Origin of the sequence: Natrialba aegyptia DSM 13077, from assembly GCF_000337535.1 — an archaeon.
Classification (GTDB): domain Archaea; phylum Halobacteriota; class Halobacteria; order Halobacteriales; family Natrialbaceae; genus Natrialba; species Natrialba aegyptia.
In genome coordinates this window covers 74,851-97,565 of sequence record NZ_AOIP01000007.1, presented here as the reverse complement: position 1 = coordinate 97,565, position 22,715 = coordinate 74,851, and the positions used below count along the sequence as shown (strand labels likewise).

The 22,715-nt window shown below is 67.0% G+C and carries 21 protein-coding genes; 3 read left to right on the top strand and 18 right to left on the bottom strand.

All coding sequences use genetic code 11. The features are described 5' to 3' along the window. Nucleotides 1–80: 80 nt before the first annotated feature. The 3 genes from C480_RS00950 to C480_RS00945 all read right to left on the bottom strand — a co-directional run bounded on the left by C480_RS00950 (nt 81) and on the right by C480_RS00945 (nt 2,387). On the bottom strand, nt 81–1,004 hold the full coding sequence (locus C480_RS00950; protein ID WP_006663749.1) for an alpha/beta fold hydrolase: 924 nt from the start codon (nt 1,002–1,004) through the stop codon (nt 81–83). Nucleotides 1,005–1,097: 93 nt separating this feature from the next. Continuing rightward, a complete protein-coding gene (locus C480_RS24450; RefSeq protein WP_006663748.1) occupies nt 1,098–1,223 on the bottom strand; it encodes a hypothetical protein in 126 nt (41 codons plus the stop codon). 144 nt (nt 1,224–1,367) lie between these two features. Continuing rightward, nucleotides 1,368–2,387: a transcription initiation factor IIB gene (locus tag C480_RS00945; protein ID WP_006663747.1), complete on the bottom strand. Its 1,020-nt coding sequence runs from the start codon at nt 2,385–2,387 to the stop codon at nt 1,368–1,370. 252 nt (nt 2,388–2,639) lie between these two features. On the opposite strand from C480_RS00945, the gene gatC reads away from it, so the two are divergent. Both gatC and gatA read left to right on the top strand, forming a co-directional pair. Beyond that, nucleotides 2,640–2,924, top strand: coding sequence for an Asp-tRNA(Asn)/Glu-tRNA(Gln) amidotransferase subunit GatC (gatC, locus tag C480_RS00940; protein ID WP_006663746.1), 285 nt, complete (start codon nt 2,640–2,642; stop codon nt 2,922–2,924). A gap of 16 nt (nt 2,925–2,940) precedes the next feature. Continuing rightward, nucleotides 2,941–4,224, top strand: coding sequence for an Asp-tRNA(Asn)/Glu-tRNA(Gln) amidotransferase subunit GatA (gene gatA, locus C480_RS00935; RefSeq protein ID WP_006663745.1), 1,284 nt, complete (start codon nt 2,941–2,943; stop codon nt 4,222–4,224). Nucleotides 4,225–4,378: 154 nt separating this feature from the next. On the opposite strand, the gene C480_RS00930 is transcribed toward gatA, so the two are convergent. From C480_RS00930 to bioB, 13 genes are all read right to left on the bottom strand, one after another. After that, complete coding sequence (locus C480_RS00930; protein ID WP_006109160.1) at nt 4,379–4,729, bottom strand: helix-turn-helix transcriptional regulator; 351 nt, start codon at nt 4,727–4,729, stop codon at nt 4,379–4,381. Between the two features lie 103 nt (nt 4,730–4,832). Further along, on the bottom strand, nt 4,833–5,690 hold the full coding sequence (locus C480_RS00925) for an NRDE family protein (protein ID WP_006663744.1): 858 nt from the start codon (nt 5,688–5,690) through the stop codon (nt 4,833–4,835). Nucleotides 5,691–5,795: 105 nt separating this feature from the next. Further along, nucleotides 5,796–5,951, bottom strand: coding sequence for a rubrerythrin-like domain-containing protein (locus C480_RS22875; protein WP_006663743.1), 156 nt, complete (start codon nt 5,949–5,951; stop codon nt 5,796–5,798). A gap of 167 nt (nt 5,952–6,118) precedes the next feature. Beyond that, on the bottom strand, nt 6,119–7,708 hold the full coding sequence (gene menE / locus C480_RS00920) for an o-succinylbenzoate--CoA ligase (protein WP_006663742.1): 1,590 nt from the start codon (nt 7,706–7,708) through the stop codon (nt 6,119–6,121). Continuing rightward, entirely contained in the window at nt 7,705–8,796 is a 1,092-nt protein-coding gene (locus tag C480_RS00915) for a mandelate racemase/muconate lactonizing enzyme family protein (RefSeq protein WP_006663741.1), read from the bottom strand. Before C480_RS00915 ends, menE begins: the two co-directional genes overlap by 4 nt. Nucleotides 8,797–8,798: 2 nt before the next feature. Beyond that, nucleotides 8,799–9,740: a 1,4-dihydroxy-2-naphthoate polyprenyltransferase gene (locus tag C480_RS00910; protein ID WP_006663740.1), complete on the bottom strand. Its 942-nt coding sequence runs from the start codon at nt 9,738–9,740 to the stop codon at nt 8,799–8,801. A gap of 90 nt (nt 9,741–9,830) precedes the next feature. Then, a complete protein-coding gene (locus C480_RS00905; RefSeq protein ID WP_006663739.1) occupies nt 9,831–11,312 on the bottom strand; it encodes a DUF7350 domain-containing protein in 1,482 nt (493 codons plus the stop codon). Nucleotides 11,313–11,352: 40 nt separating this feature from the next. Further along, nucleotides 11,353–12,678, bottom strand: coding sequence for a DUF7405 family protein (locus C480_RS00900; RefSeq protein WP_049903001.1), 1,326 nt, complete (start codon nt 12,676–12,678; stop codon nt 11,353–11,355). 197 nt (nt 12,679–12,875) lie between these two features. Further along, entirely contained in the window at nt 12,876–13,778 is a 903-nt protein-coding gene (locus C480_RS00895; protein WP_006109152.1) for a 1,4-dihydroxy-2-naphthoyl-CoA synthase, read from the bottom strand. Between the two features lie 127 nt (nt 13,779–13,905). Beyond that, complete coding sequence (gene bioD / locus C480_RS00890; protein ID WP_006663737.1) at nt 13,906–14,613, bottom strand: dethiobiotin synthase; 708 nt, start codon at nt 14,611–14,613, stop codon at nt 13,906–13,908. Next, the gene (locus tag C480_RS00885) at nt 14,610–15,851 is read right to left on the bottom strand and encodes an aminotransferase class I/II-fold pyridoxal phosphate-dependent enzyme (protein WP_006663736.1); all 1,242 of its coding nucleotides are present in this window, start codon (nt 15,849–15,851) and stop codon (nt 14,610–14,612) included. Before C480_RS00885 ends, bioD begins: the two co-directional genes overlap by 4 nt. A gap of 10 nt (nt 15,852–15,861) precedes the next feature. After that, nucleotides 15,862–16,890, bottom strand: a complete 1,029-nt coding sequence (locus C480_RS00880) for a Gfo/Idh/MocA family oxidoreductase (RefSeq protein WP_006663735.1) — start codon at nt 16,888–16,890, stop codon at nt 15,862–15,864. Nucleotides 16,891–16,947: 57 nt separating this feature from the next. Then, nucleotides 16,948–18,072, bottom strand: a complete 1,125-nt coding sequence (gene bioB / locus C480_RS00875) for a biotin synthase BioB (protein ID WP_006663734.1) — start codon at nt 18,070–18,072, stop codon at nt 16,948–16,950. A 223-nt stretch (nt 18,073–18,295) separates the two neighbouring features. On the opposite strand from bioB, the gene C480_RS00870 reads away from it, so the two are divergent. After that, a complete protein-coding gene (locus C480_RS00870; protein WP_006663733.1) occupies nt 18,296–19,354 on the top strand; it encodes a J domain-containing protein in 1,059 nt (352 codons plus the stop codon). Here C480_RS00870 and menD read toward each other — a convergent pair. Both menD and C480_RS00860 read right to left on the bottom strand, forming a co-directional pair. Then, a complete protein-coding gene (gene menD, locus C480_RS00865; protein WP_006663732.1) occupies nt 19,343–21,181 on the bottom strand; it encodes a 2-succinyl-5-enolpyruvyl-6-hydroxy-3-cyclohexene-1-carboxylic-acid synthase in 1,839 nt (612 codons plus the stop codon). The two genes, C480_RS00870 and menD, sit on opposite strands and share 12 nt — an antisense overlap. Further along, the gene (locus C480_RS00860; RefSeq protein WP_006663731.1) at nt 21,178–22,701 is read right to left on the bottom strand and encodes an isochorismate synthase; all 1,524 of its coding nucleotides are present in this window, start codon (nt 22,699–22,701) and stop codon (nt 21,178–21,180) included. Before C480_RS00860 ends, menD begins: the two co-directional genes overlap by 4 nt. Nucleotides 22,702–22,715: the final 14 nt, after the last annotated feature.

Sequence of the window (22,715 nt, the reverse complement as noted above, 5' to 3'; positions counted from 1 at the left end):
GGCGCGTTCCTATTCCGTGGGAATCGTCGGTCGAGGCAGGCAGTCGAACGGCGTTCAGCACCGATGTCGCGGTTGTGGAGTCACAGCGGCAGGTGCGACCGAACGTCCGCAGTGAGTCTCGCAGGTTCCTCGTGGGGAACCCAGTGACTGGTTCCGGAATAGCGCTTGAGTCGCCCCTGTGCACACACGTCGACGCTCTCGTGGGCGAGTTCAGGAACCAGCGCGGCATCGCCGTCGCCCCAGACGACGAGGGTCGGCGCGTCGACGAGGGTGTCTCGAGTCCCGACGCGCGCTCGGATCGGCGGGTAGCGGCCGCTCGCACGATACCAGTTGAGCATGCCTGTGAGTGCACCTGCCTGGCCCCAGGCGCGACGGTAGCGTGCCAGTTCCGACGCCGAGAACGTCCCCGGCGGGGCAGTGCCTCGAAGCATCCGTTCGAGCGGACTGAACTCGCCGGCTTCGAGGAGCCGTTCGGGAATCCAGGGGAGCTGAAACGCGAACGCGTACCAACTTCGCCCCACCTGCTCGGGCGTCGATCGAAGGACGCGCTGGAACGCGACCGGATGCGGTGCGTTGACGGCGACGAGTCGGTCGACGACATCAGGGTAGCGCGTGGCGAGGGCCCACGCGACGATTCCGCCCCAATCGTGGCCGACGACGGATGCCGCCTCGCGGCCCTCGGCGCGAATGAGATCGACGATATCCCGCGTCAAGTATCGCAGCCGGTACGCGCTGACATCGGTCGGTTTCTCGCTACGATTGTACCCGCGCTGGTCGGGAACGACGACCCGGTAGCCCGCATCCAGCAGCGCCTCGAGTTGGTGTCGCCAGCCGTACCAGAACTCGGGAAAGCCGTGTAACAGGACGACGAGCGGTCCGTCCGGGTTTCCACCGACGACGACGTGCAAGCGAACGTCCGGAAGATCGCGCGTCATCGATTCGACGGCAACTGACGGGAGGGCCGACGCGTCGGTCGCGGGCGGGTGGCTATCGGTGCGTGCCATACGGAGAGCATTCACGCGGGACTATTGAATGTCAGCCAACACGAACTCGTCGCGTAGACTGCGGGGTGGCCCCGCGGATAGCCACCAGCGGCGCTACGTCCAGACGCGCAGACACTCCGTCGAACAGAAATGCAAGTCGATCTGTTCGTCCGCCGCCCCGGCGACGTGCGTCGTAAGGGTGTATGCAACGTCGGTTGCCTGGCAGTTATCGCACTCCATACCCGCACCAGTAGGACAACCCGCTTGAGTATGCACTCATTAGCGCGTCCTGAACTCGCAACGGTCGCCGTGCGCCCTCTGTGACGGTCGGTAAATAACTCATTGAACGGCGGGAATCGACGGAAATCGAGGGAGTCGGCGTCCCTACGCCGGCGCGCCGCCGTCGACCTCGAGTAACTCGTGATAGCGATTGCGGATCGTCACTTCGGAGATGCTCGCGACCTCGCTGACGTCGTTCTGGGTCACTTTCTCGTTCGTCAACAGCGCACCGGCGTAGACGGCTGCGGCGGCGAGGCCGACCGGCGACTTGCCGCTGTGGATACCCGACTCCTTCGCCGTCTCGAGTAGGGTCCTGGCGCGACGTTCGGTCTCGTCGGAGAGTTCGAGATCGCTCGCGAACCGAGGGACGTAGCTCACCGGATCGGCGGGCTGGACCTCGAGCCCGAGTTCGCGAATGACGTAGCGGTAGGTGCGGGCGATTTCGTCCTTTTCGACGCGGCTGACGCCGGCGATTTCGTCGAGGCTGCGCGGGGTCCCGGCCTGTCGGGCCGACGCGTACAGCGACGCGGTTGAGACGCCCTCGATCGAGCGACCGGGGAGCAGGTCTTCTTCGAGTGCGCGTCGGTAGATGACCGACGCCGTCTCCCGGACGTTCTCGGGCAGGCCGAGCGCGCTCGCCATGCGGTCGATCTCGCCGAGTGCCTGTTTGAGGTTGCGCTCTTTCGAATCCCGAGTGCGAAAGCGCTCGTTCCAGGTGCGCAGTCGCTGCATCTTCTGGCGCTGGCGGTTCGACAGCGAGCGGCCGTAGGCGTCCTTGTCCTGCCAGCCGATGTTGGTCGAGAGCCCCTGGTCGTGCATCATGTTCGTCGTCGGCGCACCGACGCGGGACTTTTCGTCCTTCTCAGCGGCATCGAACGCCCGCCACTCTGGACCGCGGTCGATCTCTCCTTCCTGAACGACGAGCCCGCAGTCCGTACAGACGGTTTCGGCGTGCTCGGCGTCGGAGACGAGGCGACCACCGCACTCCGGACACTGCTCGTGCTCGTATTCCTGCTCTTGTTCGTCCCGTTCGCGCTCCGCCGGCTGGCTCGTCCGTTCGCCGGAACCCGCTCGCTCGGTCTGACGCTGCTCGTCGCTGCGAGTTCGAATGCTGGAATCAGTCATTGTAATGAATCCGATCGAACCGTCGCTGAAAACGCTCTCTCGTAGCCAGTGTAACGGCTGTCGGAAACTTAAAGACTGTGATCGTACAGGTAGTGAACGCGCGTCTGGGCGAGTAATCCGTCTTTCACTATGTGAGTCCGGGCCACGCGATGGCGGGTCCAGTGAACTCGACTGCACCGATCGCCGCCGCGTTGCACTGACACTGCCCAGCGTATCGAAACGCTTACTCCCCGCAGGGCGGTTCGGACACGTATGAGCGACGACGCCGACGCCGTCAATCCCGAGGCGGTCCGCCACGTCGCGGACCTGGCTCGCGTCGATCTCGAAGCCGACGAGGTCGAGGCGTTCACCGGCCAGTTCGCGGACATTCTCGAGTACTTCGAGACCTTAGACGAGGTTCCGGAAGTCGAGCGCGAGGCCGACCTCACGAACGTCATGCGCCCCGACGAAGTACGTGACTCCTTAGACCGCGAGGCGGCACTCCAGAACGCACCCGAGACCGAGGACGGCTTCTTCAAGGGGCCGAACGTCTCCTGATCGACGCTACCAGCACATGGCTGATACCATCTTCATCACCGACGAGCGAATCGACGGCGACGCCGACGCGGACGGCCCACTCACCGGCCGCACGGTCGCCATCAAGGACAACATCTCGACCGAGGGCGTCAGGACGACCTGCGGGTCTGCGATGCTCGAGGACTACGTCCCCCCCTACGACGCCACGGTCGTCTCCCGACTCAAAGACGCCGGCGCGACCATCGTCGGCAAGACCAACATGGACGAGTTCGGAATGGGCACGACCACCGAAACCTCGGCCTTCGGCCCGACCGACAACCCCGCCGCACCGGGCCACGTTCCCGGCGGCTCCTCCGGCGGTTCGGCCGCCGCCGTCGCCGCCGGCGAGGCCGAACTCGCGCTCGGCTCCGATACGGGCGGCTCGATCCGCTGTCCGGCCGCGTTCTGCGGCGTCGTCGGGATCAAACCGACCTACGGCCTCGTCTCGCGCTACGGCCTCGTCGCCTACGGCAACAGCCTAGAGCAGATCGGCCCCTTCGGCGAGACCGTCGAAGACGCCGCCGCGCTACTCGACGTCATCACAGGACCGGACGACCGAGACGCGACGACTCGAGCGGTGGAACTCGACGGGGAGAGCTACGCCGACGCCGCAACCGGCGACGTCGACGGCCTCACGATCGGCGTCCCAACCGAACTGGTCGAGGGCGCAGACGAGGGCGTCGTCGACACCTTCTGGGACGCCATCGCTGAACTCGAGGCCCAGGGCGCGGAGTACCACGAAGTCTCGCTCCCGTCCGTCGAGCACGCCGTCGAGGCCTACTACGTGATCGCGATGTCGGAAGCCTCGTCCAATCTCGCCCGTTTCGACGGCGTTCGGTACGGACCCGCCACCGACGCCGACGGCAACTGGAACGAGACCTTCGCTGCGGTCCGCAAGGAGGGCTTCGGCGACGAGGTCAAGCGCCGAATCCTCCTCGGGACGTACGCGCTCTCGGCCGGCTACCACGACAAGTACTACAAGAAAGCGCAGGACGCCCGTGCGTGGGTCAAACAGGACTTCGACGAGGCGCTTTCGGAGGCCGACGTGCTCGCCTCGCCGACGATGCCGGTCACGCCGTTCGAACAGGGCGAAAGCCTGGATGACCCGCTGCAGATGTATCTTGCAGACGCAAATACCGTTCCCGTGAACCTCGCGGATCTGCCCGCGATTTCGGTTCCGGCCGGCGAAAGCGATGTCGACGGCCTCCCCGTCGGCCTGCAACTCGTCGGCCCGTCCTTCGGCGAGGAACGGCTCATTCGGGCCGCAAGCGCGCTCGAATAATCGAGCAACTGAGGTGAGTGGGCCCGGGCCCGGGCCCGGTGACAAGGGCAGGGAAAGGGACAAGGGAAGGGAAAGACTTTTCGTCGCTAACTTGGCGTCTCACGCACCCGATCGGCAGTTCCGTAAAATCGAAGCGGCGGCCGCTCTGTTCGATCTATTCCTCGTACGCGAGGTTCATGATCCACTGCGAGAACGCGTCGCTGTTAGGATCGACCTCCTCCTCACCGATGAACGGCGAGAGCATGTCCCCGGCCATCAGGAGCGTGAAATCCAGATCGCGAGCGGTCGGCGTGATGTAGTAGGTGTTGTGCCCGTTGTAGACCGTGTCCTCCCGGTCGACGAGTTCGTATTCGACGAGCGACTCGACGATCCGACTACCCTTGCGCGAGGAGACGTCGAGTTCCTTCCAGAAGTCGCTTTGGTGGATACCGCCGGTTTCGCGAACGAGTTCCAGACCGGCGTATTCGTCCTCGGAGAGTTCTGCTTCGGCTGCAGAGACGCTCACGGTGACCACCTCTTCGTCTCCATGCTCGTCGCGACAGGCAGGTGTGCGTCCATGTGCGTATGAGAGGCAGGGAGCCGCTTAAATGTGCCCTTCGACGCCAGTGTCAGTCGTTTCGACGAGTCGTCGTTCCGAACGCTGATGCGGGTGCCGCTGTGAGCGTGGCGATTCGCTCTGTATCGCCGTCATGCTCCCCAGCTCCCCGTCCGAGGTCGACCGGCCGGTACGGCGTTTCGCAGGGTGGCCCATCGGCGAATCGATAGGTCGCTTCGGCCGGCCGCTCCGGCGTTGCTGCCCCCGGTCCGACCGCAACTAACGAGGACGACCGCGTCCCGTAGCCATCGCCGTGAACGCAGACGCCGAACTCGTGATCGCCGAGGACGGTGCCGGCGCGGGTGAGCCACTCGGTGACGGATTCGTCCGCATCCGCGGCGAGTTCAGCGCGAACCCGTTGTGCGTTGTCGGCCTGCGTTCGTCCGACATCGGGTCGACCCGACGGCAGATCGACGTCGTCGTCGACGGCGACGTTAACCACGACGTGAACGCCCGGGTCGAACTCGGTGACGGAGAGGTCGCCGTCCCACTGGTAGCAGACGGCCGCGGCCGCGTCGGCGATGACGAGCGAGAAGCCCTCGTACTCGTCGGCGGCCGTCGCGTCCTCGACGATCGCGGTTGCGTCCGAGACGGAGCGCGCTTCGAGGACGTCCGCGACGAGCAATCCCCGCGACCGGTCGCCGGCGAGGTCCGCGTCGGTCCACTTGTTCGTGATGCCGGCGGCGACGCCGAACTCGTTGTAACCGAGCCAGGTGCCGCCGGATTCGGCGTCCCGAGGAGCGACGACGAGCGGGTCCTCGCTGTATATCTCGGGCGGAAGCGAGTCGCGGTCGAGAGCCTCGTCACGGTTCGCGGCGACGGCGACCGGTGCGTCGTCGAAGACCTGCCAGGCGAGCGTCAGTGTACACACGACCCGCAATAGGGGGTCGAGAGTCTTAACTTCGATCCGCCGGTGCACCGCTCGAAGCGCGCTCGGAGTTCGCTCGAAGAAACTGTCGGAGCGACCAAGAAGCCGCTACTCGATCGATTTCGCCCGGTTCTGGAAGTCGCCGCCACACTCCTCGCACTCGCCGGGATTCGTCTCGGCCTCGACTATGCGCCCGCACTGAAGACATTCGTACTCCGACGTTATTTCCGAGGTGTCGTCTTCGACGTCTTGACCGTGGGGCATACGCTCGTATTTGGTGTCCAGATGTAAATACTAACCGCGGGGTACGCCGTTGACATCCTCGACGGATCCCGCGCTGAGACGCCCCGTATGCAGCCCGATTCGGAATCAGCCGCCGTCACGGATCTGCACGGTGGTCCCGGGAGCGGATCGCTGATCTCGACCCGGGACTACCAGGACGACGACGTCACGTCGACGCCGACCTCGCGCAATCGATCCCGAGCAGCGTCCCGATCGACCGTCCCTGAATGCGTTCGCGGGAGTTCAGCCACGACACCGATCGTCTTCGGGCGCTTGAAACCGGCGAGGCGGTCGTCGCAGTGTTTCCGGACCGACTCGACCGCGAGCGATGCTATCCCTTCGGCCGGTACGACGAGCGCACCTACCCGCTCGCCCCACTCCTCGTCTTCGAGGCCGACGACGGCGGCCGCCTCGATCTTCGGATGAGAGCGCAGCGCCTCGATCACTTCGCCGGGGTCGACGTTCTCACCGCCCGTGACGATGCGATCGCTGCGCCGATTGAGAATCCACAACCGTCCCTCCTCGTCGCGGTATCCGACGTCTCCCGTCCGTAATCCCCGGTCGCAGAAGGCGTCCGCCGTGCGTTCCTCGTCGAGATAGCCCGGCGTCACCGTCGGCCCCGAGACGACGAGTTCACCCGGCTCGCCGGTCGGAACGGGATCGACGGTCTCGTCCACGACCGCCACGTCGGTGACAACGAGCGGCTGGCCGACGGTCCCCTCGTGGGCCGTCGCCTCCGCCGGCGTTGCGGTCGTGATCTGGGAGGCCGTCTCGGTCATGCCGTAGGTCGGATAGACGGGCACGCCCGCCTCGCGACAGCGCTCGATCAACTCGGTCGAGGCCGGCGCGCCGCCGAGCAGGACGAAGCGGAGCGATTCGGGCGGCTCCCAGCCGGCGTCGAGTAACCGCTTGCCCATCGTCGGGACCAGCGAGACGCCGGTGATCTCGAACTCGTCCATTGCGCGGGCCGTCGCGCGGTCATCGAACGTGCGCTGGACGACGGCCGTCGTTCCGTACAGCGTCGACCGGATCACGGGCGCGATTCCGCCCATGTGGTACATCGGGAGACAGCAGAGCCATCGGTCGTCGGGATCGACACCGAGCCGAAACGCCGAGGCGGTCGCGCTGGCGACCAGATTCCCCACCGTCAACCGGACGATCTTCGGCTCGCCGGAAGTGCCGGACGTGAACATGAGCAGCTGTGTGTGATCACGATCGAGTTCAGCTGATTGGATCTCGACTTGCTTCCCATCTGCGGTCGGTTCGCCCGTCGTTTCGCCCGGATCGGTATGGAGAGTCGACAGCGCCGTGACGCCCTCGGTCGTCGGGTCGTCAACTGACAGGATCGGCGTCGAGTCGTCGACGAGTTCGCTCGCGGTCGATGCCGTCTCGCGCTCGCAGACGAGCGCGTCGAGGTCGAGCCGGTCGGCTTTGGCGGCCAGTTCGGACGCGGTTTCGCGGACGTTCAGTGGGGCGAGGGTCGCGCCGCGTCGCATCGCGGCGAAAAAGAGGGTCGCGAAGGCGGGGCGGGTGTCCACGAGGACGCCGATATGACTGTCGGGGACGCGATCGACGGCCGTCTCGAGTGCGGCGGCCGTTCGATCCACCCGCCCGGTGAACTCGGCGAAGGTCCACGCGGTGTCCGTTTCGATGTCGATCAGCGCCCGGCGCTGTGGCGTCGCCGCCGCGCGGTGGGCAAGGAGGTCCCGCGTCGGCCACTCGAGGTGCGCGGGAGTCATTCCTGCCACACCCCTTCGACGCCGAGGCCTTTCGCCTGCGGGACGACGGCGGCACCGCTCTCGAAGAGGACGGGGTCGCGGCCGAGGTCCTCGGCGAGCAACTCGCCGGTTGCGAGCCCGCAGGCCGGAACGTTGGGGATCGCCGCCGCGAGGTGGACGGCACCCGTTCGTGCGACGACGCCGTCGATCGTCGTCGTCACCAGCGGCGTCACGCCGAGTTCGGCGAACCAGGCTGCGATCTTCCGTGCGATATCGATCCCGCCGAGTGCCATCGGCTTCAGGACGGCTACGTCGGCGGCCTGGGCCTCGCAGATGGCGTCGACGCCGTGTTCGAGTACGCCTTCATCGAGTGCGACCGAGACGGTGCCGGCCGCTCGCTCTCGAAGGTCGGCGTGTCCCGCGAGCGCGCCGGCCGGAAGCGGCTGTTCGAGAATCGAGACGCCCAGCTCGGCGAACGCGTCGATCGCTCGGGCCGCCTCCTCGAACGTCCAGGCTTCGTTCGCATCGACGCGGAGTTCGACATCGGGGCCGACGACCTCACGCGTTCGCCGGACGCGGTCGATGTCGGCCTCGATCGACCGACGGCCGGCTTTGAGCTTGCAACAGTCGAAACCACGCTGGACCGCGGCTGCTGCCTGATGGGCGGTTTCGTCCGGCGGTCCGTCGCCGATCGTCGCGTTCACCGGAACGCGGCCGACCATCGGTCCCTGACCGATATACCGGTACAGCGGCGTCGCCTGGCGGGTCGCCTGCAGATCCGCGAGCGCGAGCGACACGCCGTGTCGGGCCGCACCGTTTCCCGCGACGGCCTCGAGCGCGTCCTCCGGTCCGCCACCTTCGAGTGCCCGCTCGGCGCGGTCGAGCGCCGCCTCGCAGTCCTCGATCGGTTCGGTCCAGCCGGGAAGCGGCGTCGCCTCGCCGTAGCCGGCGGTCGGGGAGGCAGCGTCGGTTCCGTCGACGATCCGAACCAGAAACCCCTCGCGGGCGTCGATCGAGCCGGCCGCAGTTTCGAGCGGCGACGTCAGCGCGAGCGAGAACCGCCGATACGCGAGTTCGAGATCGCAGTCGGCGTTCGCGTTCGCCCCCACGGTTAGATCACCAGTCCCCCGGCGAACAACGCCGCGTACAGCGCGAGGAGCTTTCCGGTCGCCTCGAGCGCGGGATTGAGCGCCTCGCCGTCGGTTCTGGTCCAGAGCGTCCGCGCGATCGACGCCGCGTAGGGCAGCGAAACGAGCGGCAGCAACGCGCTCGCTCCGAGTCCCTCGCCGAGCCAGAGCCACACCGGAACGAGGTACGCCAGCGCGAGCAGCGCGGTGAACTCGATGCGGCTGCCGCGATAGCCGAGTCGGACGGCGAGCGTGCGTTTGCCCGTCTCCGCGTCGGTTTCTAAGTCGCGGACGTTGTTGACGACGATAATCGCCGTCGAGAGGGCGGCGACGGGAAGGCTCGCGAGAATCGCCTCGCGAGTGACGATTCCCTCGGGAAGCGTCGTTGTGAGCGGTTCGACGGCGGCAGCGGCAGCCTGCACGTAGAACGTCCCGACGACGGCGACGACGCCGAAGAAGACGAAGACGAAGAGATCGCCGAGCCCGTGGTAGCCGAGCGGATAGGGGCCGCCGGTGTACGCCCAGCCGCAGAAGACGCTCACGAGGCCGACGACGAGGATCGGCACGCCGCCGACGTAGACCAGATAGGTGCCAGAAAGGATCGCGAGTGCGAACGTGATAATCGTCGCGAGTTTGACCTGCCGGGCCGGGATGAGTCCCGCCTGCGTGACGCGGGTGAACCCGTCCCGATCCTCGGTGTCCGCGCCGTTGATCGCGTCGTAGTAGTCGTTCGCGAAGTTCGTCCCGATCTGAATCAGCGCAGCACCGACGAACGCAAACAGCGCCGGCAGCAGTTCGAAGACGCCCTCGGCGGCCGCAACGCCCGAGCCGACGATAACCGGTGCCGCGGCCGCGGGCAGGGTCTGCGGGCGTGCAGCCAGTAGCCACGCCTTCGGACGTGACAGTTCGACCTCAGCCGTGCTCATGGGTCGAGTGTCCGACTCGAGAGAGTGTCAACGTTGGCATTGCAGCCGAACATGTGCCCTGTCAGCACGGCTACCGTCGACGCTAATCGACTAATTTCCGGTGTCGCCGCCCTCAGCACCGTCTGGCACCTCGAACGTCACCGCTTCCATCTCCAGAAACGCCGTCTCGTAGCCTTGATGTCTGGCAACCTGGGGCGGCGAGTCGACGGAAACGATTACGGAGTCGCCCGAACGGATGGCCGACGACGACTCCGAATCGGACGTATCCGATCCTGTCCCCGACACCACGACGCCGTAATGGTGTCCGTACTCGCTATCGAGCGTCTGCTCGAGTTCGTGCTCCGCGACGAGTTCGCCGTCGCGCTCGATGGAAGCGGTAAGCGCGGCGTCGGGAAGCGGCACGCGGTTGTAGGGGGTTCTGGGGGAGACGAGGAGGTACTGCTCGGGGTTCTGGGTCCGGTTCTCGTCGCCGGCCAAGCGCGCCAGGTCCGATTCGTCGGCGTCGGCGTCGGTCTCGAACAGGACGGCGACGATCGGCGCATCGTCGCTGCGCGGGAGTTCGGCGGCGGCAGTCTCTTCGCCGTCCGCGCCGGCGGAAGATGCGCCACCGGAGGACGCGTCGCCAACGAGACGGGTTCCCGCGTACGCATCGACCGCGGGAACGGTCGCGTACGGCACGTGCGCGTGATCCATCTCGCCGTGCCCGGCGTTGCCGTCAGCGTCACTCCCACCACTATCACTCCCATCACTGCCATCGGCACCGGCACCCATCGGCTCCAACGCCCCCCGCTCTCCCCACCGATCCCGCTCGAGATAGTCGATCCCGTCGATAACCTGGTCTCTGAACTCGTCGTCGTACTCGAACTCGAACGTCCCCGTCGCGCGCTCTTCACCTCGCCCCGCCAGCACGCCGGTGCGCCGGACCGAAAGCGGCGGGATCGTCACCTCGACTTCGTAGGTTCCGTCTCCCGGCAACCCCACGTTGTCCCCGAAGTGAAAGCCCATCTCCTGTGAGAGCATCGCCCACGGCGACACCGGCGAGCCGACCCGCTCGCCGTCCGATCGAATCCGAAACTGAATGCCCTCGTCGACCGGCACCACGAGCCCCGTCTCCCGGTCTTGGACCGTAATCATCATGTGTACGCCGCGCCCGACATCTGGCGTCTCGCGCTCGACCGCCGCGTCGTCGCTGCCGGCGATCGTCCAGAACGGATGCGGATACGAGAGCATCGGAACGAACCTGAACTCGCCGGCCGTCACGGGCTCTCCGACCCGCATCGCCTCCCGGTGGGTCGGCAGGAAGACCGCATTCGGCGGGTCCTCGACGGTCACCGTCGGTTGTCGGCCGCCGTAGTCGCCGTCTTGCTCCTCGTCGTCTCCGCCCCCACCGAGGCCGAGACAGCCCGCGAGTCCCGTCGCGAGCGCTCCCGATATCGCACCGGTTCGCGAAAGAAGCGTCCGACGGGTGGCCGTCGTAGTCGTGTCCGTAGCCGGGGCCAGGACAGGGCCTATTGCCGTCCTTCGATCGCTGCTTCCGGCCGAATCGTCCGCGGTCGGATCGTCGGGAGCCATATTGTGTAGTTTTCGCTATCGAACGGGCGTCTTGGGGACCTCACGAGTTCGGTGCCGTCGGCGGCAGCGCCCGCAACGACCGCGGCGGCAGCAGGTAGTTCCCCCGTCTGTTGACGAACAGGTAGTGGAGGATGCCGTTGTTCGCCGACGAGACGTCGAGGTCCGCGCCGGTCATCGCCTCGCGGACGCGAACGAACTCGCCGATGCCCCGCTGGAGCGCGAGGAAGTGCTGTCCCGGCCGGTCACCGTCGACGGTGCTGAAATCGCGGCGCAGGAGCGGCGGGTTGCCGTCTTCTCTCGCCCGAGAGGCCTTCTGTGCGTGGCCGACGACGCCGTGTTCGCGCGCGGCGGCTTCGGCCGATGCGATGCCGTCGTCGGTCACGCCGCTCGTGTCCGCGAGTTCGTCGCCGACCTCGCCGACGAGTTCGTCCGCGGCGTGGGTCGGGCTGAACAGTTTCGAGACGCGCTGGTGGTGGTTGTCCTGACCGAACCAGACGTCGAGTTGGATGTCCATCGAGGAGACGTGCTGGGTCGTCCCGCCGGCGAACGGGCCGGCGTCGATCGTCACGCGGTCCTCGCTCGCCTGCGTGCGGGCGAATCCGGAGCGAAACCCCATCAGGAACGGTGCGTCCTCGGGGACCGACTCGGGGACGCCCGGAACGTCGGTCTTCGACGCCGGGAGCCCCGCGCCGACGAATCCGGTCCGCCGGCGGTCGTCGTGGCGGTCGAAGACGCCGGTGAGGTCAGTTTCGAGGTCGATTCCGTTGAGTTCATTCCGGTCGCCGAACAGGCCCTCCTCGGCGGCGAGAACGACGTCCGGCCGGTCGCTCGCGAGGTGGAGCAACGCGTCGAACTCGTCGAACGCGGGGTCCTCGCGCGCCGTCAGCGCTTCGGGGGCCGGCAGATCGACCGAGTCGGGCAACGAGCCCTCGAACCGGTCGAAGTACGCGGGCGTGTAGCCGAGCGTAAAGACCAGCCCCTCGTGGCTCCACTCGTAGGCCCGCTCGAGCGTCCGCAGCGCGGTTTCGGTCGTCTGGCGGTCGTCCTCGCTCGGCGCGGTCGTGCCGTCGTCACCGTTGTTGCCCTCGGCGTCGCCGGCCGCATCCGACGCGAGCGATAACGGAACCAACGCGTGATGCTCGGGCAACTGCACGTTCCCGTCCTCGTCGCGCGCGCTGAACTCGTTCCAGGCGTGCTGGCGCGCCGGCAGCGAGTCGGGGTCGTCCGTGCCCGCGGGAACGGGGTCGGCGTCGTCTCCGTCGCGAGTCACGTCGAGACAGGCGCTGAGGGCGGCCCCGCCGCCGACGGCGACGAGCGCCCGAACGTACGCCCGGCGGGAGAGGGCGGACCGGTCGGGGAGCGTCACAGTCACCACTACCGTCGCGCAGGGTCCAAAGCGTTACTCCTTTCGAGCGAACGACCGCTACGAAAAAGCCGCCCGCGCTGAACTCGCGACAGCCCGCTGCCGTCCCGCTACGAATCGTACGGTCTGCCGTACCGATCACCCGGCGTACATGCAGGACAGTTCGTGGGCGCGCCGGAACTGACTTTTAGCGGTTCGTCTCAGTAGTGCCAGGGGAATTCGTCGAATTCCGGTTCGCGACCCTCGACGAAAGCGTCTCGGCCCTCCGCGGCCTCGTCGGTCATGTACCCCAGCCGCGTCGCTTCGCCGGCGAACACCTGTTGGCCGACCATCCCGTCGTCGGTCATGTTAAAGGCGTACTTCAGCATCCGCATCGCCGTCGGGCTCTTGGCGTTGATGCGCTCGCCCCACTCCAGGGCCGTCTCCTCGAGTTCAGCGTGGGGTACCGCCTCGTTGACCATCCCCATCTCTGCCGCCTCCTCGGCGGAGTACGTTTTGCCGAGGAAGAACACTTCGCGGGCCTTCTTCTGGCCGATCTGCTTGGCCAGGTAGGCCGAGCCGAAGCCGGCGTCGTAGCTCGCCACATCGGGGTCGGTCTGGAGGAACTTCGCGTGCTCCTCGCTCGCGAGCGTGAGGTCGCAAACGACGTGCAGCGAGTGGCCGCCGCCGACGGCCCAGCCCGGCACGACGCAGACGACGACCTTGGGAATATGGCGGATGAGCCGCTGCACCTCGAGAATGTGCAGGCGTCCCTGCTCCGAAGCGCGCGCGGCCTCGCTCTCCTCGTCCTCGCCCGTGTACTGGTAGCCGTCCTCGCCGCGAACCGTCTGGTCGCCCCCGGAACAGAACGCCCAGCCGCCGTCCTTCGAGGACGGCCCGTTCCCTGTCAAGAGGATACAGCCCACGTCCGTCTGGCGCTTGGCGTGATCCAGCGCGTCGTACAGTTCGTCCACCGTTCCCGGCCGGAAGGCGTTTCGCACGTCGGGCCGGTCGAAAGCGATCCGAACCGTCCCGGAGTCGACCGCCCGGTGGTAGGTGAGATCGCGGAAGTCGAACTCGTCGATCGGCTCCCAGCGGTCCTCGTCGAAGAGTTCCGAAACCATCGCCCGAGTGTGGGGGGCGAGTCCTGATATAGTATCGGTTCTCGCCGGCCGTCTCGTCTGCAACCCGTCGCACCCGTCGCACCCGTCGCGGGTCAGCGTGCAACGGCTCCGAAAGGTGAACTCGCGGTTACACGCGCTCCGCGGGGAGAATATCGTCGAAGATCGATCGCGGAAGCGCGGCACTGACGGCCGAGACGGCGTCCGACGGCTCCGCGACGGAAAACGACGGCAGCGTGTGAATCGGGCAGTCGACCATCTCCGCGAGCGCGTCGGGGTTCGTCCGCTCCGCGAGCGATTCGCCGTCGTACTGATTCAGGACGATCCCGGTTACGTCGACGCCGCGACGGCGAAGCGCCGATACCGACAGCGCGGTGTGGTTTAGCGTTCCCAATCCGGACCGGGCGACGACCACCGCGGGCACGCCGAGGTCGGCGACCAGATCGAGCACGTCGCGGCCGTCCGCCAGCGGAACTCGCAGCCCGCCGATGCCCTCGACGACGCCCGGGTTCGCCGCGTCGAGTTCGGCGGCGACATCCTCGAGAAGCGAGTCGTACGAGAGCGGTTCGTCCGCGACGGTGGCGGCGACGGCAGGTGCCAGCGCCGGTTCGAGACGACGGCAGCACGTCGCCGCCCGCTCGGTTCCACAGGCGTCGGCGACGAACGCCGCGTCGTCGTCCGGCGGATACCCGGTCTGGGCGGGTTTGATCGCACGCGCGTCGTAGCCCTCCTCACGAAGCCAGCCGACGAGCCCCGCCGTGACGACGGTCTTGCCGACGCCGGTATCGGTTCCGACGACGGCGACCGCGTTCTCGGACGTCTTCGTCCCGGAATTCATACCAGATCAAGCTCCCGTCCCGCGCGTTCGAAGGCATCCAGACAGCGCTCGAGTTCGGCTGCAGTGTGTGTGGCCGTGGGCGCGATGCGAATGCGGCTCGTCCCCGCGGGCACCGTCGGCGGGCGTATCGCCGGTGCGACGATACCGCGGTCCGAGAGCCGGTCGGCGAGCGCGAGCGCGTCGTCACGGTCGCCGACGACGACGGGCAGGATCTGCGTCTCGCCCAGTACGTCGTACCCGAGCGATTCGAGGCCGTCGCGGAGGCGGTCGACGGTGTTCCACAGTCGCGCAGGGCGCGTCCCCTCGTGCGCGATCCGAAGTGCCTCGCGGGCGGCCCCGACCGCCGGCGGCGCGAGGCCGGTCGAGAAGACGAACGACCGCGCCGCGTTGAGCAGGTACGTTACGAGGCGATCGTTTCCGACGACGTAGCCGCCCTGGCTGGCGAGCGCCTTCGAGAGCGTTCCCACCTGAACCTGCACTCGGTCGCCGAGACCCTCGCGCTGGACGATGCCGCCGCCTTCGTAGAGGCCGGTCGCGTGAGCTTCGTCGACCATCACCCACGCGTCGTGTCGGTCGGCCGCGTCGCAGATCGCCGAAAGCGGTGCCACGTCACCGTCCATGCTGAACACCGAATCCGTCACGACGAGCCACGACTCGCCGGCGTCGCGCTCGTCCCGTCGAGCGGCCATCACCTCGCAGAGCGATCCGCTATCGCAGTGGTCGTACACGACCGTCTCGGCGTCGGCGAGTCGACAGCCGTCGATGATGCTCGCGTGGTTGAGTTCGTCGGAGAAGATCACGTCCGGGTCGAGCGCCGCGACGGTACCGACGTTGGCGGCGTACCCGGAGGAGAAGAGGAGGGCGCGCTCGGTGCCTTTCGTCTCGGCGAGATCGCGTTCCAGCGCACGGTGGAGGCCCGTATCCCCGGTCACGAGACGGCTCGCGCCCGCGCCGGTGCCGACCGCGGCGGCCGCCTCCTGCGCGGCTCGGACGACGCGGTCGTCGCGCGCCAGGCCGAGGTAATTGTTCGACCCGAAGACGAGCTGTTCATCGCCGTAGACGGGACGGCCGCGGCCCGGGTCCGCCGCCATCCGTGCCCGGCCGGCGACGCGGTCGGTGGGTCGGAGATCCCGGCGGAGACCGCGAGCGTCGCGCGCCGCGAGTCGGTCGGCAAGGGCGAATCCGCAGGTGTCCGCCGGTGCCTCGCCGTCGGTTCGCGAGTTCAGGTCGCCTGTCATCGTCGGGCCATTAGAATCTCGGCAGGAGTTCGGCCGGGCCGAACACGCCGTACTCGCCCGCTCGATTCCGTCGAACGGCGGATTTCAGGTAGCCGAGCGCCGGCCCGTTGACGTTTGCCGCCATGCTGGTATCGTCGTCCAGTTCGACGGTGTTGGTTCCTCGTTCGCCGTCGAACGTGGTCCCCGTCACCTCGACGGTCGTCGTCGTGGGCTTCTCGTCCGAGGTCACGTCGAGAATCCCGCCGACGGTCACGTCCGCCGCCTCGCAGATGCCGGCGCGCTCCAGCAAGACGTCGTCGGCGTGTTCCATGTCGTGGAACTCCAGGACGCCGCCGTGGTCGTCGATCACCGTCTCGATCTCGTCGTCTCCCATCTCGCGAACGGTTTCGAGATCGTAGTCGGGCAGGTGCGCGATATCCTCGCGGACGGTGCCGCGGTTGTCCTCGTAGCCGGATTTGAGTCCGACGCCCCACCAGATATCGACCGCCTCGACCTCGACGAACGACTGGGCGGCGAGCGCCGCCGCGCCCGTCAGCAGTCCCGGCGTCGCGCCGGCCCCGCAAACGAACGTGATACCGCGATCTTCGAACGCGCTGGTGCGCTCGTCGAGCATGCCGATAACCCGCGAGCGCTTGAGCACGTCGACGAGAACGCCCGAATAGTCGGCTTCGACGAACCGGTCCGCAACCTTCGGGATGAACTCGTGCTCGAAATTCGGGAGTGCGATCAGGACCGCATCGATGGCGTCGCTCTCGGCGATGATATCGTCGATCGGCGTCGCAGTCGGGTCGGCCTGCGCCGAGGCCGCAACACCCTTCTGCTCACCGGTTTCCTTGACCCGGGTGACGCCCCCGTCGGATGCGATGTTCCCTTCCGTGGCGGCGAGCAGTTCGTCCACGTCGAGCCCATCGTGATCGATCGCGACGCCGTGACGGTCGCAGGCTGCAACCGGCGTCAACCCGTCCCTGTACGTCGATACCTCGAGCGTTCGTCGACCGATACCTCCCGTTCCCAGTACCGCGAATCTGATCTCGTTCATCATTGCGTCGTGATTGTCAGCAGTTGTGCGTTCGTCTAGCAGTTCGGTCATCGACAGTCAATCGCTCATTTCGACATTGCTCGTCGCGGTCCCGGCCGCCGTCGTCGCTTCCTCGTCATCGTCGTCCGCCCCGGCCCGGGATTTGACCGCCTCGGGATCGAACTCGTTGGCTGCCATGTTCGGCCGCAGACCGGCCCGCTCGACGATCTCGAGGTCGTCGCCGGGAGACTGCCCCTCGGTCGTGAGGTAGTCCCCGGTCAGTATCCCGTCAGCCCCGGCTTCGAAGGGCCGATGCTGCTCGTCCCGGTCGAGATTGACCTCGCGACCACCCGTCAGCCGAACTCTCGCACGCGGATGTAACAGCCGGTAGACGGCGATCGTCTCGATGATCTCGGTCGACGTAATCGCCGCCGACTCGCCGAACTCGTCGCCGAGCGAGGTTCCCGCGACGGGGTTGAGAACGTTCACCGGAAGCGACGAAATGCCGATATCCCGAAGTGCGAGCGCGGCGTCCACCCGATCCGTCGGCGCTTCCCCCATGCCGAGAATGACGCCGGCACAGAGATCCATTCCCGCTGCCTTCGCTCGTTCGAGCGTCTTCACCCGGTCTTCGAAGGAATGCGTCGAGACGATCTCGGGGAAGTACCGCGGGGCGGTCTCGATGTTGTGATTGTAGTGTTCGATCCCTTCCTCGGCCAGAATTTCGGCTTCCTCCGCGGTGAGGATCCCTAAACTCGCATCGACCTCGACTGCGGTCTCGTCGCGGACGAGACGGATCGCACGGATTACGTCCGCCCACTCGTCCGGACGGTTCTCCTTGCTCACGCCCTTCTCGGCGACGACGATGCCGAACCGCTGTGCGCCGTCCCGCTCCGCCCGCTTTGCCGCGGCAAGGATTCGGTCCGGATCGAGGAGACCGTAGGTGTCGATCCCGGTATCGAAGTGAACCGACTGCGCGCAGAACCCGCAGTCCTCCGCACAGTTTCCCGCCTTCGCGTTGACGATACTACAGGCGTCGACCGTGCCGTCACCGAAGTGCGCACGGACGGCATCCGCCGCCGGTGCGAGCACGTCGACCGGCTGAGCGATGAGGGCAAGCGCCTCGGTCCGGTCGAGTTCACCGCCGGCGAGGACGGTGGCGACCGCCTCGTCGACCGTTCGGTTTCCAGTCTCGTAAACCACAGAATTCTAGGTAGTTTACGACGGGATAATAGTTTCGGTGACTGTCGCGAGCATCTCGTCTGAAAATACGGCACCGATCGATTCGACCCACAATTCCGTATAGCGATTACCAATTTATTCGTTCGAAAACGACCGTTCGAGAGCGTCGGTGCACCGAGTTCAGAACGGGGATATCGAGGAGCATCCAGTACATATTTGATTCCTAACAGGCTACGGATGGGCAGTGGGCGAGACGTACTACGACGTGCTCGGCGTTGCGAGCGACGCGACGCAAGATGAACTCGAGGCGGCTTACCGCGAGCGCGTCTTCGAGACCCATCCGGATCACAGCAACGACCCCGACGCTATCGAGCAGTTCCAGCAGGTCGCGACGGCCAGAGCCGTCCTTACTGACGAAACCGAGCGGGCGCGGTACGACCGGCTCGGACACGAGACCTACGTACAGGCGACCCAGCACTCGGCCGAGCGCGGGGCAACTGCGACACGCACGAATCCGAGTTCAGCAAACGAGCGCACCCGCGGGTCGCAAACGAGCCAACAGCGGTCCGGGCCACGATCGGAGGCAGGCGGCGCACAACAAGAAACGGGAGACGCTCGTTCGACCGGAGACTGGTCGTTCGAAGAGATTCGCCAGCAAGCCGCGCGTGAGGAAGGGTGGAGCGAAGCCCGGTCGAGAACGGACACGAGTGCAACGAACTCGAATGCGCGATCACGGTCACGTCGATCGCGAACTCGCACGCACACGTACACTCATACTCACACCCACGCGACGACCGGACAGACGGAGACGACGACGAGTTCAGGAGGGACCGACACCGAATCGGATTCAGATCCGGGTTCGGGTTCGGGTTCAAACGCGAACTCGAACTCGAACTCGGATTCGAATTCTGACGCCGGGTTCCAGTACACCGTCCACGACTGGGACGACGAAATCGAACTCGAGTGGGACGGCCGGTCGCTGGACCAGCAGACCGTCGTGACGATCGCCTGTATCTGGGCGCTGTATCCGTTGTTCGTATACGCGAGCCTGACGCCGGCGTTCTCGGCGCTCGTCAACGGGATCGTTGCAGCGTGTACGCTCTGCCTCGTCGGCTATCTGCTGACGATGCCGCGGATCGCGAGCGGCGTCTTCGGCTGCTGGAGCGTGCTCGTACCGGCCGGCGCGGTCACGATAGATGCGGTCCCGCTCGCACTCGACTCGATCTACGGAGCCCTCTCCCTCGCGTTCGTGTGGGTCCCCTTCGGCTACGCGGTCGTGGTCTGGTGGGCCCTACGGCCCTGAATCGTCCGTCCCCGCGACCGCAGTGTGCACTCGCTCATCGAGTTCGGCTCGCCGCCGGTGGCTCGCGTCCGCGTCGAACGACACCGACAGCACCTGCGTCCCGTCGCTCGCGAGCGACCGTCGGTAGGCACCCTCAAACGCAGCCGGCTCGACGCGCTCGAACTCGAAATCGTACAGCTCTTCGAGTGCGTCGAACTCGAGGCCGTGGGGCGTTTTGAACTGCGACGTGAACGGCGGATCGACCGCCTCGATCGGGAGTTCGTGGAAGATGCCGCCGCCGTCGTTGTCCAGCAGAACGATCGTCGCGTCGACGCCGCAGCGCTCCAGCGCGAGTAGCCCGTTCGAATCGTGATAGAACGCGAGATCGCCCGTCACGAGCACGAGCGGCTCGTCGGTCACACTGCCTGCGCCGAGCGCCGAACTCGTGATCCCATCGATGCCGCTCGCGCCGCGGTTTGCGAGCACGGTCAGGTCGGCCGGTTGCGGGTGGGCGAACCGGTCGGCGTCCCGAACGGGCATGCTGTTCGAGACGAAAATCGTCGCCGGATCGGGAGCGGCCTCGAAGACCGATGCGAGGACGGCACCCTCGAACGGCTCAGACTCGAGCGAGTCAGTCGTACACGCGTCGTCGCGAAGATCCCAGTGGAGCCGCTCTGCGGTGTCAAATCGCGCCCGCCAGCGGTTCGCAGTGGTGGGCTCCCCGAGAGACGCTGCAAGACTCTCGAAGACAGAGCCGGGCGAGGCGGCGAGAAGGTCGGTGGCCGTGAACGTCGCCTCGCGCCACGCGCCGACGGGATCGAGCAGAAACTGGCGCGCGTCGGCGTCTCGTAGCGCGTGCCGGAGCCGCTTCGAGGTCGGCGAGGCACCGAATCGGACGACGACGTCCGGATCCGGGGCCGGCAGCGCGTCGATGTAGCCGTCGTACCCGCCGTAGACCGTCCGATTCCCGTCGGCAGCGCTCTCGGCGGCGACGTGCGGCCCGAACCGAACGGTCGACAGCGGATCCGCGAGCACCGGCGCGCCGACCGCATCGGCCACGGCGACGACGGCCGCGGGATCGAGTTCACCCGTCGACGATGTCACCGGGTCGGCGGGGCCGGCGACGAGCAGCGGTCTGTCCGCGGTCTCGAGCGCGGTTCGAAGGGTCTCGAGCGCACCGGTGCCGTCGGCGTCGGGTTCGCTCGCGTGTCGCCCCGCGGCGGTCTCGACGAACGGACCGTCCCGGCCCGCCCCGGCCAGCGTCTCGGCGAACTCGTCGGGAACGGCCTCGCTGCCGGTCGTTTCGATCGGGTCGAGCGGTTTGCGGAAAGGACAGTTGAGGTGGACGGGGCCGGGTTCGGAGACGGTCGTTTCAAGCAGCGCGCGGGCGGCCGTCGTGCGGAGGCTTCGGACCGTTCGCTCGCTGGCTTCCGGAAGCGGAAGATCGGCGTGCCAGCGCACGGCGTCGCCGTAGAGTTCGACCTGATCGACCGTCTGATTCGCGCCGCTATCGCGGAGTTCAGGTGGGCGGTCGGCCGTGAGAACGAGCATCGGCACGCGGGCCTGATCGGCCTCGATCACCGCCGGGTGGAAGTTCGCGGCCGCCGTCCCGGAGGTACAGACCAGCGCCGTCGGCTCGCCGGTGCGGCGGGCGCGCCCGAGGGCGAAGAACGCCGCCGACCGCTCGTCTAAGTGCGAATAGACCTCGATATCGGGATGCTCGGCGAACGCGACGGTCAGCGGCGTCGATCGACTGCCGGGGGCGAGACAGACCGCCTCCAGCCCACTCGCTGCGAGTTCATCGACGAGGATGCGACCCCAGAGGGTCGCGCGGTTGGGTGCGCTCATTGCGAGTGCACATTGCCGGTTACCTTCTCGATCCCGTCCGCGCCCGCAGGCTGTAACTCGTCCAAAATCGGCCGGAATTTCAACTGTACCTCGTCCCACTCGGCCGCGGGGTCGCTATCGGCGACGAGACCGTTGCCCGCAAAGAGCGTGACCGTCTCGTCGGTCGCGACGCCCGACCGGAGACCGACCGCGAACTCGCCGTCGCCGTCTCCATCGAACCAGCCGATCGGCGCGGCGTACCAGCCGCGGTCGAAGGTCTCCGTCTCGCGGATCGTCTCCCAAGCCGCCTCGGGCGGCATGCCGCCGACTGCGGGGGTCGGGTGGAGCGCCTCGACGAGTTCGAGGACGTGCCGGTCGCCGTCGAGGGTCGCGTCGATCGGCGTCTGCAGGTGCTGGATCGTCGCGAGTCGGCGAACCGTCTGCTCGTCGATGGTCAACTCGCGCGCGAGCGGCGTCAGCTGCTCGCGGATCGCGTCGGCGACGAGCCCGTGTTCGTGTTGAACCTTCTCGCTGTCCCGGAGTTGATCGGCGAATTCCTCGTCGGCTTCGGGCGTCTCGCCGCGAGGGGCGGAGCCGGCGAGCGCCTCGGTTTCGACGTGGTCGCCGCGTTTCGAGACGAGCCGCTCCGGCGGTGTGCCGAAGAACGTTCCACTGGCATCGGCGTCGTGATCGACGAGAAACCGGTAGCAGTTCGGATACTGTCGGCGAAGGCGTTCGAGCGTCGCCGGCACGTCGATCGGTTCGTCGAGCGAGACCGACAGCGATTGGGCGAGAACGACCTTGGTGAGGGGCGTCGTCTCGATTCGATCGAGTGCGTGTTCGACCTGGTCGGTCCACGCCGCGGGCGAGGTCGTGCGCTCGGTCGCGGCGACACCGGGGGCCGACCCGCTCGGACGCATCGCCGGGAAATCGGCCAGGCGATCGTACCACGAGTGCAATCGCTCGGTTGCCGTCTCGGCGTCGCGGGCGACGGCGGTGAGCCAGGTGGCCTCGTCACAGCGGGTGACGAGAACGCGAGGGACGACGAACGAGGCGGCGGCGAAGCCGCTCCAAGGTGTATTCGAAGCGGTATCGTTGTCGCGACCGTCGTGGCTCTCGTGAAAGGAGAGCCCACCGAACGCGCGCGGACGGGCGACGGTCGGCCCGTCGTGATCGAGTTCGGCGAACGTCCGGGCGGCCTGTTCGCGGACGGTCTCGAACCGGTCCGAGCCGTGCGCGGTAAATCGGGCGGCGACGCCGCGGCCGACGACCTCCAATCCGTCGGGGGTGGCCCACTGGATGCGGGCCTCGTCGTCGGTATCCAGTATCGCACCGAAGGAAACGTCCGTGAGTTCACGACTACGGCTACGGAGAGACGATGGGGTGAGAGCCGGCGCGGGAGGAGAACGGGAGTTCGACCCGGCGTCGGTATCGAGATCCGCATCAGCACCAGTACCAGCACCGGCGTTAGTGTCGGCTTCGCCCGTACCCTCCCGGTCAACTGTCCCCGGCAGCTGCCCATCGCCCGACGTACGATTCATCGACCACAGTTCGG